This window comes from Providencia sp. JGM181 (genome assembly GCF_018257375.1).
Classification (GTDB): domain Bacteria; phylum Pseudomonadota; class Gammaproteobacteria; order Enterobacterales; family Enterobacteriaceae; genus Providencia; species Providencia lanzhouensis.
The window spans coordinates 1-8,397 of the sequence record NZ_JAERJY010000153.1 but is presented as its reverse complement, the minus strand read 5'-3'; the positions used below and the strand labels follow the sequence as shown (position 1 = coordinate 8,397).

Sequence of the window (8,397 nt, the reverse complement as noted above, 5' to 3'; positions counted from 1 at the left end):
AGAGCAAAAAACACTCAATTCATAATATAACTAATACAATGAAATACTGTTAAAAAATAATGATACTACAATAATATAATTGCTCAATCATGTTAAATTAAATAATGTTAACTAGATATCATATATCATATTGCCATAAAAATTTATATTGTGTGTATCTGTCTCCCCCTTCGGAAACCGATTATATTAGTCACACCCGACCAAAATCGTCTCTAATCCACTAAGTAAAAATTATTTTGCTGTAATTTTTACTGGTTACAACGGGTTATAAAACAGAGAGCAAAAAATTACATCTTTATAAAGCAATAAGTTATATTTTTAATTTTCAATCTCTTAAAATATAACGCTCAAGGGGGATAGCAGCATAACGAGCTTAAACACTTTACTCTACTTTATCGGCATAAAATCAATAATTCGTTATAAAATAGTGTGTTGCTCGTTATTTCCAGTGTTCTAAGCAATCACAATGCTGCATTCAAATAACACCTCACCAGCCTCATTCCCATTATTTTTAACACCTAGTGAGCGAGTCGCACGCCCATTAGGCTCAACAAAGTTTCGTAAATCACTTTATGATTAATGGTGGCAGCATCATTACTTTGCAGAGAATCCTAGGTCGCCCAACATTACAGTAAACACTGACCTACCCACACTTGAACACTTTTAAACTCTCTTGAGATAGTTGCACAGATTGCACACACAAAAAAAGGCACTCGCCCCCGAGTGCCTTTTGGCTACAACCCGCTAAACTATGAGCTATTCAGCGGTTCTGGTACTTGTGCGGATAAGGTAGTCAAATGCGCTCAATGCGGCTTTGGCACCCTCTCCGGCGGAAATGATAATCTGTTTATAAGGCACTGTTGTACAGTCACCAGCGGCGAATACGCCCTTCACACTGGTTTCATTACGTGCATCGACTTCGATTTCGCCCATACGATTGCGAGCAACAGTATCACCTAACCAATTGGTATTTGGTAATAAACCGATTTGAACAAACGCACCTGCTACTTCCAAAGAGTGCACGCTTTCATCCGTGCGGTCTTTGTACTCTAAGCTAGTCATCTTGCTGCCATCGCCTTTAACTTCAAGCGTTTGAGCATTCAAAATAATATCGATATTGCTCAGGCTGCGGGCTTTGGCTTGCAGCACGGAGTCCGCTTTCAATTCTGACGCGAATTCCAATACCGTCACATGCTCAACGATACCCGCTAAATCGATAGCTGCTTCGATACCGGAGTTACCACCACCGATTACCGCGACGCGTTTGCCTTTAAACAATGGACCATCACAGTGAGGACAGAATGTCACTCCTTTTGTGCGGTACTCTTGTTCGCCCGGAACCCCCATATTTCTCCAGCGTGCACCAGTAGCAATAATAATACTGCGCGCCTTCATCACACCGCCTGATGCGGTTTCGATTTGGTGATATCCGCCAATTTGTTCAGCAGGAATAAGCTTAGTAACGGATTGACCATCAATCACATCCACATTGTAGCTATCCACATGATTTTTCAGGGCGCCAGCTAAAATTGCACCTTCAGTTTTTAATACCGAGATATAGTTTTCGATATCAACGGTATCCATGACTTGCCCACCGAAACGCTCACCGATAACACCGGTACGAATGCCTTTACGCGCAGTATAAACCGCAGCGGATGCACCCGCTGGACCACTACCGATGATCAGAACTTCAAATGGGTCACGTTCGCTAATCGCTTTTGCCGCACGCGCGTTAGCATTGGTATCCACCTTGCTCACGATTTCGCTTAATGTCATGCGACCTTGACCAAATTCTTTGCCGTTTAAGAAAACAGCAGGAACACCCATGATGTTGCGTTCATCAATTTCGTTTTGGAACAGCGCACCATCAATCGCCGTATGGCTGATGTTCGGATTCAATACCGCCATTAAGTTCAGCGCCTGCACGACGTCAGGGCAGTTATGGCAAGATAATGAATAGTAAGTTTCAAAGTTAAAGTCGCCTTCCAGCCCTTTCACTTGATCCAACAATTCTTGTGCTTCTTTAGATGGATGACCACCCACTTGCAGGAGAGCAAGCACTAAAGAGGTAAATTCATGGCCTAATGGTGAGCCCGCAAAACGCACGCCAATATTAGTCCCTGGGTTGGTGATTAAAAATGAAGGTGTTCTTTGTGCAACATCGTGCTCTTCACGCACAGTCACCTTGTCAGACAGCGACGCAATTTGTTCAAGTAATTGTTTTATTTCAATTGATTTTGCGCTGTCATCTAAATTCGAAACTAACTCTACGGGTTTAGTTAATCTTTCCAGATAGGCTTTTAATTGAGCCTGTAAATTATTATCGAGCATGTAATCCCCTTGGTCATAAAATCGGGTACATATACCCGTCGAATAGCCCGTTGCAGGCTTTTACTTAATTGTGTTTAGCGCCTGCAACGTGGCTTATTTTGCAATATTCTTATCGAGGGTTATCGATTAGATTTTGCCGACTAAATCTAAAGATGGAGACAGTGTTGCTTCACCTTCTTTCCATTTAGCTGGGCAAACTTCACCTGGGTGGCTTGCAACGTATTGAGCAGCTTTAACTTTACGCAGTAAGTCAGCAGCGTCACGACCAATGCCTTCCGCAGTGATTTCGATAGCTTGGATGATACCTTGTGGGTCAACAACAAATGTACCACGGTCAGCCAGACCTTCGTTTTCACGCATGTTTTCGAAGTTACGAGTCAGAGCACCTGTTGGGTCGCCGATCATCGCATATTTGATTTTACCGATGGTTTCAGAGCTTTCGTGCCATGCTTTGTGAGTAAAGTGGGTGTCAGTCGATACAGAATAGATATCTACGCCCATTTTTTGGAATTCAGCGTAATGGTCAGCAATGTCGCCTAATTCAGTTGGGCAAACGAAAGTGAAGTCCGCTGGATAGAAGAAGAAAACGCTCCATTTACCCGCAACATCTTTCTCTGTTACTTCGATAAATTTACCGTCTTTAAAAGCTTGATTAGAAAAAGGTTTGATTTGAGTATTAATTAATGACATTTGATGTCCTCCTGTTTGGTTGACTATTAAGTTACTGTTTCACAGAGACTTAATCCAATCAGTCGTTGCTATCGATTTGATAGGCAAAATCTAATCATTAATTAAAAATTGATAGGCATAGTATTTTATATGGTTCTGCATTAGAACGCTTGCCGATAAAATCTGCAAGCGTTTTGTGAGAAGTAATTCGAGGTAATTTAATGGGAGCTGATGCAATAAAAACTATGCCATTGTGGCAATGGTTTTGCGAAAGCGCATTAATGCAAAGCTGAAAAATACGCTACCAATGACCACTAAAATAACAAACTGTGGCCACACAATTTCGAATCCCGCACCACGATATAAAATGGCTTGCGCTAGGCTAACAAAGTGGGTTGTCGGCATGGTTAGCATGATGTCTTGTACCAGTTGCGGCATACTTTCACGGGCAGTCATCCCCCCAGAAAGCATGTTTAACGGTAATAATACTAAGATCATCAATAGACCAAATTGTGGCATTGAGCGCGCAATCGTTCCCATAAAAATCCCAATCGATGTGGTGGCAAACAGGCTAAGCGCAACCCCACACATAAACAGCAATATCGACCCTTCAATCGGTACTTGCAGCAAGGTTTTCACCACCAGCAACAGTGAGACTGCCGAGGCAATCAGTACCACTAATCCCATCGACCAAATCTTTGACATCATGATTTCAAAAGGCGTTAACGGCATCACCATTAAATGCTCGACAGTACCATGTTCACGTTCCCGGATCAGTGCAGCACCAGTTAGAACAATCGATAACATTGTAATGTTGTTAATGATAGCCATCACAGAACCAAACCAAGATTGCGTTAAGTTTGGGTTAAACCGCATACGCACTTCAAGATCAACCGGTAAACGCCCTTGGCTGCGGTATTTCGCCAAAAATTCGTTCACTTCTCCTAAGGTAATATTTTGGATATAGCTATTACCCAAAAAGGCCTGACTCATGCGTGTTGCATCAATATTAACTTGCAATTGAGGATGACGCCCTGCAAGTACATCCCGTTGAAAGTTAGGTGGAATATCAATTGCAAACGTATAGGCGCCTCTATCCAGTAAGCCATCTATTTCATTCGGTACAATATCCGCTGGCGGTAAGAAATACGGTTCATAGAAGCTATTAATAATACGGTTTGAAAGCTGGGATTTATCCTGATCTGCAATGGCTATCGGAGCATTATGCAGCGAACCCGGCGTTACCGTTGCAGATGAATAAATCGAGACAGTAAACGCAAACACAATCAGTGCCAGCATTGCCTTATCGCGCCCTAAGCTTCGTAATTCTTTCACGCCTAAGTTAAAAATATTCTGTATTTTACGAAACATCCCTATGCCTCCTGCTTTTTCAGGAAATAAACACTCAAGCCAATCACAATCGGGATCGTGATGGCTAGCGGGATAAATGAAGCTTGTAAATCAAAGAAATTAAGCCCTTTAGAGAAGGTTCCCCGTGTGATCGTCAAAAAGTGGGATGTTGGGTAAATCTGCCCTACCCAGCGACCAATCCCTTCCAAGGAAGAAACAGGGTCAATCATGCCGGAGAATTGGGTTGCAGGGATCAAGGTAATAATTGATGTCCCAAAAATGGCTGCGATTTGGCTCTTCATAAAACAGGATATCAGCAGCCCCATTCCGGTTGCTATGGTGATGTACAAAAACGCTGCCAAGCTCAATGACAAGAAACTGCCTTTAAATTCCACACCAAAAACATAGACGGATAAAATGCAAAGTAAAACAAAGTTGAACATCCCTAAAACAATATAAGGGAGTTGTTTACCGAGCAGGAATTCTAATTTGGTGATCGGGGTGACATAAAGGTTAATAATTGAGCCCAACTCTTTTTCACGCACCACACTGAGCGCGCTGAGCATCGCAGGGATCATCATTAATAATAGAGGAATAACGGCGGGAACAATCGCCGGTAAGCTACGAACATCCGGGTTATAACGATAGCGTGTTTCGATATCAATAGCGGGAATTCCTGCAACACCTGCAGGCTGACGCGCCGCCATAGTGCTTAACCACGCTAAATGCATCGCTTGCACATAGCCACGCACCGTTTCCGCACGATTTGGCATCGCGCCGTCTATCCATACGCCCAGTTTAACGTTATTTCCTTTGGCGATATCACGAGCAAAATTAGGCGGTATTTCAATCGCCACCGTGATTTTTCCGCTGCGCATACCCGATTCGAGCTGCTCATAATCTTGCAATGGAGGCTGCTCAATAAAGTAGCGAGAACCTGCTAAGTTCAGCGTATAGCCTTGGCTCAAACCTGTTTGGTCTCGGTCGAGTACAGCAAAACGTAGGTTTTCCACGTCCATGCTGATCCCATATCCCATGATAAACATCAGGATCACCGTCCCTAATAACGCCAATGTGGAACGCACAGGATCTCGCCGTAACTCCATACCTTCACGAATGCTATAGCTAAATAAACGTCGTAAACTGAAGCGTTTTTTGAGTGCTTCCGCCGCTTGCTCTTTCAGTTTTGCATCCACATGAAATTCAGGGGCGGTCTCTTTGCCCGTATCTTTATCGCCCACTGCATCCTGCAAATAGGCAATAAACGTGGCTTCTAAGGTATCTAACCCACGCTTTTTGATCAGATTTTCTGGGGTATCACAATCCAGTACTTTGCCTGCATGCATCAATGAGATTCGATCGCAACGCTCCGCTTCATTCATAAAGTGTGTGGAGATAAAAATAGTGACACCGTCACGTCTTGAAAGATCGACCATTAAGTTCCAGAACATATCCCGAGCGACGGGGTCAACCCCGGAAGTCGGTTCATCGAGGATCAGCATTTCTGGCTGGTGGATAACCGCGACAGCCAAAGAGAGGCGTTGACGTATCCCTAGTGGTAGGTCATCAGGGAGTGTTTCTCGCACATCCTCCAAGTCAAAACGCTGACACATTTCATCAATGCGCTGGTTAATTTTATCTTCGGGAATGTGGAATAGTTTGGCATGTAATTCAAGGTTTTGCTGAACGCTTAATTCGCTGTACAAAGAGAAGGCTTGGGACATGTACCCAACGCGCTTGCGGGTTTCAATATCTTTTGGGTCAATCTCTTGCCCGAAGAGCCACGCTTGACCTTCACTGGCTTGCAATAAGCCTGTTAACATTTTCATGGTGGTGGATTTACCACACCCATTGGAACCTAAAAAGCCGAAAATTTCTCCTTTCGGAATTTTAAAATTCACATGATCCACCGCCACAAAGTTACCGAAACGCATCGTTAAATCCTGAGCTTCGATAGCGATAACGTCATCACCTCGTGTATCTCGAGGAGGAATCACCACTTTTTGGTGACCCGCACGTTTTTCTTCGGGTAATAGCGCGATAAAGGCCGCTTCGAGGTCATCACAACCCGTTTGGGCTTTTAATTCAGACGCATGCCCAGTTGCCATCACTTTGCCATCATCCATCGCCACCAACCAATCAAAGCGCTCCGCTTCTTCCATATAAGCCGTGGCCACCAGCACGCTCATATTGGTTTGGCGCTCTCGAATGCGGTCAATAAGATCCCAAAACTGCGCCCGAGATAAGGGGTCAACCCCCGTTGTCGGTTCATCAAGAATTAATAAATCTGGGTCATGAATTAGCGCGCAGCATAATCCTAGCTTTTGTTTCATCCCGCCCGATAACTTCCCTGCGGGTCGGTCTTTAAAGGGAGCTAGCCCTGTACTTTCAAGAAGATCCTGAATGCGATAGGCTCGCTCTTCGTTGGATTGCCCAAATAATCGACCGAAAAAATCCACGTTCTCGTACACGGAAAGCGTATGGTAAAGGTTTTTCCCTAACCCTTGAGGCATATAGGCAATTTTGGGACAGACATTGCGACGATGGTCGCTGTTATGCATGTCCCCATTGAGTACATTGACTTGCCCCTGCTGGATCACACGGGCGCCTGCAATCAGTGACATTAAGCTTGATTTGCCCACGCCATCGGGGCCAATCAGCCCCACCATTTTTCGAGCAGGAATTGCGAGAGTGATGTCATCCAACGCACAGTTATCACCGTAATTTTGGCTGACATGCTGTAAATCAACAATCACATCATCCATCAATTTATCGGTCTTTATTTTATGGATCATTGTGTTAGCGATCATTGTGGTAATCTCACCTCAAGATCAGTTGGCCATGCGGCTTGTGCATCTAAGCGAACGTATGCTTTTCCGGGCAAACCTGTTTTGACATATTCAAGGTGTTTTTCCAGCAATTCAGGAGAAATACGTGCACGAACGCGGAACATTAGTTTCAAGCGTTCATTTTGGGTTTCCACTGTTTTAGGCGTAAATTGTGCAACACTGGCAACGAATGAGGTTTTGGCTGGGATCACAATATTTGGGGCCGCATCGAGAATAATATGAACTTCACTTCCAAGAGCAACCTTGCCAGCTTGTTCTGTTGGCAAGAAAAAGGTCATATACACGTCACTTAAATCCACCATGTTCAGCACGCGACCACCCGCACCAAGGACTTCACCTGGCTCCGCCACTCGATATTGAATGCGTCCATTACGTGGTGCTTTTAGAATACTGTCTTCTAAATCAGCCGTGATGCGTCTTTCTGTTGCCGTTGCAGCTTCTACGCGGTTTTTCGCTTGGACGATACCCGCTTGTGCAGAGTCAATGGCGGCGGTGGATGCAGCAACTTGAGCCTTTGAAGCTTCAAGCGCAGCCTTTGCACCTTGCATTTGTGCTGTGTCGTCATCCACTTGCTGTTGAGAAACGGCTTTAGTTTTCACTAGGACGCGAGAACGATTTAACCGTTTTTGTGCAGCATCTAGCTCCGCTTCACGTTGACGAACGACTGCCTGAGCCGCCAGCTTTTCACTTTTGCGCTGTACTAACCCTGACTCTGCCGTGGCAACCGCACTAATGGCTTGGCGTAACTGAGCTTGTACTTCATGGAGTTGTTCCTGTAGGGCACGGGTATCCATACGGGCGAGTTCTTGCCCTTGTTGGACAAAGTCCCCTTCTTTGACAAGGATGGTATCAATTCGCCCTGCTGTTTTAGTCGCTATATCTATCTCGGTGGCTTCAATTCTGCCATTACTTTGTGCAAAACCCTCTGGAAGACTACTCGAGTTTTGGCTCCAGTAATAATATCCGACCGCTATAATTGCCAGAACCAAAATAAGATAAAACGATACTTTGCGCTTATTTATTTTCATACCATCCCTTCTCTATTCATTGAATAAATTAGTGAACCACAGTTGTTTTTGGTCGTTAATTAAATTAATTAGTCACATTACAAAACTGTTTTCTCTTGAAATAAATATCATCTACATTTTATTGTTTTATTATTTTTATAACGGACAAAGTCTATATAACAGCCATTTTG

General features: G+C 44.0%; 5 protein-coding genes. All 5 read right to left on the bottom strand.

The window, feature by feature from the left end; all coding sequences use genetic code 11:
• Positions 1 to 756: 756 nt before the first annotated feature.
• The 5 genes from ahpF to JK188_RS15150 all read right to left on the bottom strand — a co-directional run bounded on the left by ahpF (position 757) and on the right by JK188_RS15150 (position 8,227).
• Positions 757 to 2,331 (bottom strand): alkyl hydroperoxide reductase subunit F, encoded by a 1,575-nt coding sequence (gene ahpF, locus JK188_RS15170; protein WP_108478160.1) that lies wholly within the window; start codon positions 2,329 to 2,331, stop codon positions 757 to 759.
• Positions 2,332 to 2,457: 126 nt separating this feature from the next.
• Positions 2,458 to 3,021, bottom strand: a complete 564-nt coding sequence (gene ahpC, locus JK188_RS15165; RefSeq protein ID WP_006659869.1) for an alkyl hydroperoxide reductase subunit C — start codon at positions 3,019 to 3,021, stop codon at positions 2,458 to 2,460.
• A gap of 222 nt (positions 3,022 to 3,243) precedes the next feature.
• A complete protein-coding gene (locus tag JK188_RS15160; protein WP_036948121.1) occupies positions 3,244 to 4,371 on the bottom strand; it encodes an ABC transporter permease in 1,128 nt (375 codons plus the stop codon).
• 2 nt (positions 4,372 to 4,373) lie between these two features.
• Positions 4,374 to 7,115, bottom strand: a complete 2,742-nt coding sequence (gene rbbA / locus JK188_RS15155) for a ribosome-associated ATPase/putative transporter RbbA (RefSeq protein WP_211886404.1) — start codon at positions 7,113 to 7,115, stop codon at positions 4,374 to 4,376.
• 41 nt (positions 7,116 to 7,156) lie between these two features.
• Positions 7,157 to 8,227 (bottom strand): HlyD family secretion protein, encoded by a 1,071-nt coding sequence (locus tag JK188_RS15150; protein WP_211885528.1) that lies wholly within the window; start codon positions 8,225 to 8,227, stop codon positions 7,157 to 7,159.
• Positions 8,228 to 8,397: the final 170 nt, after the last annotated feature.

What these genes read in the sequence shown, in the direction of transcription:
- ahpC (WP_006659869.1), bottom strand. Translation starts at nt 3,021, where the DNA reads ATGTCATTAATTAATACTCAAATCAAACCTTTTTCTAATCAAGCTTTT.
- rbbA (WP_211886404.1), bottom strand. Translation starts at nt 7,115, where the DNA reads ATGGATGATGTGATTGTTGATTTACAGCATGTCAGCCAAAATTACGGT.
- JK188_RS15150 (WP_211885528.1), bottom strand. Translation starts at nt 8,227, where the DNA reads ATGAAAATAAATAAGCGCAAAGTATCGTTTTATCTTATTTTGGTTCTG.
- ahpF (WP_108478160.1), bottom strand. Translation starts at nt 2,331, where the DNA reads ATGCTCGATAATAATTTACAGGCTCAATTAAAAGCCTATCTGGAAAGA.
- JK188_RS15160 (WP_036948121.1), bottom strand. Translation starts at nt 4,371, where the DNA reads ATGTTTCGTAAAATACAGAATATTTTTAACTTAGGCGTGAAAGAATTA.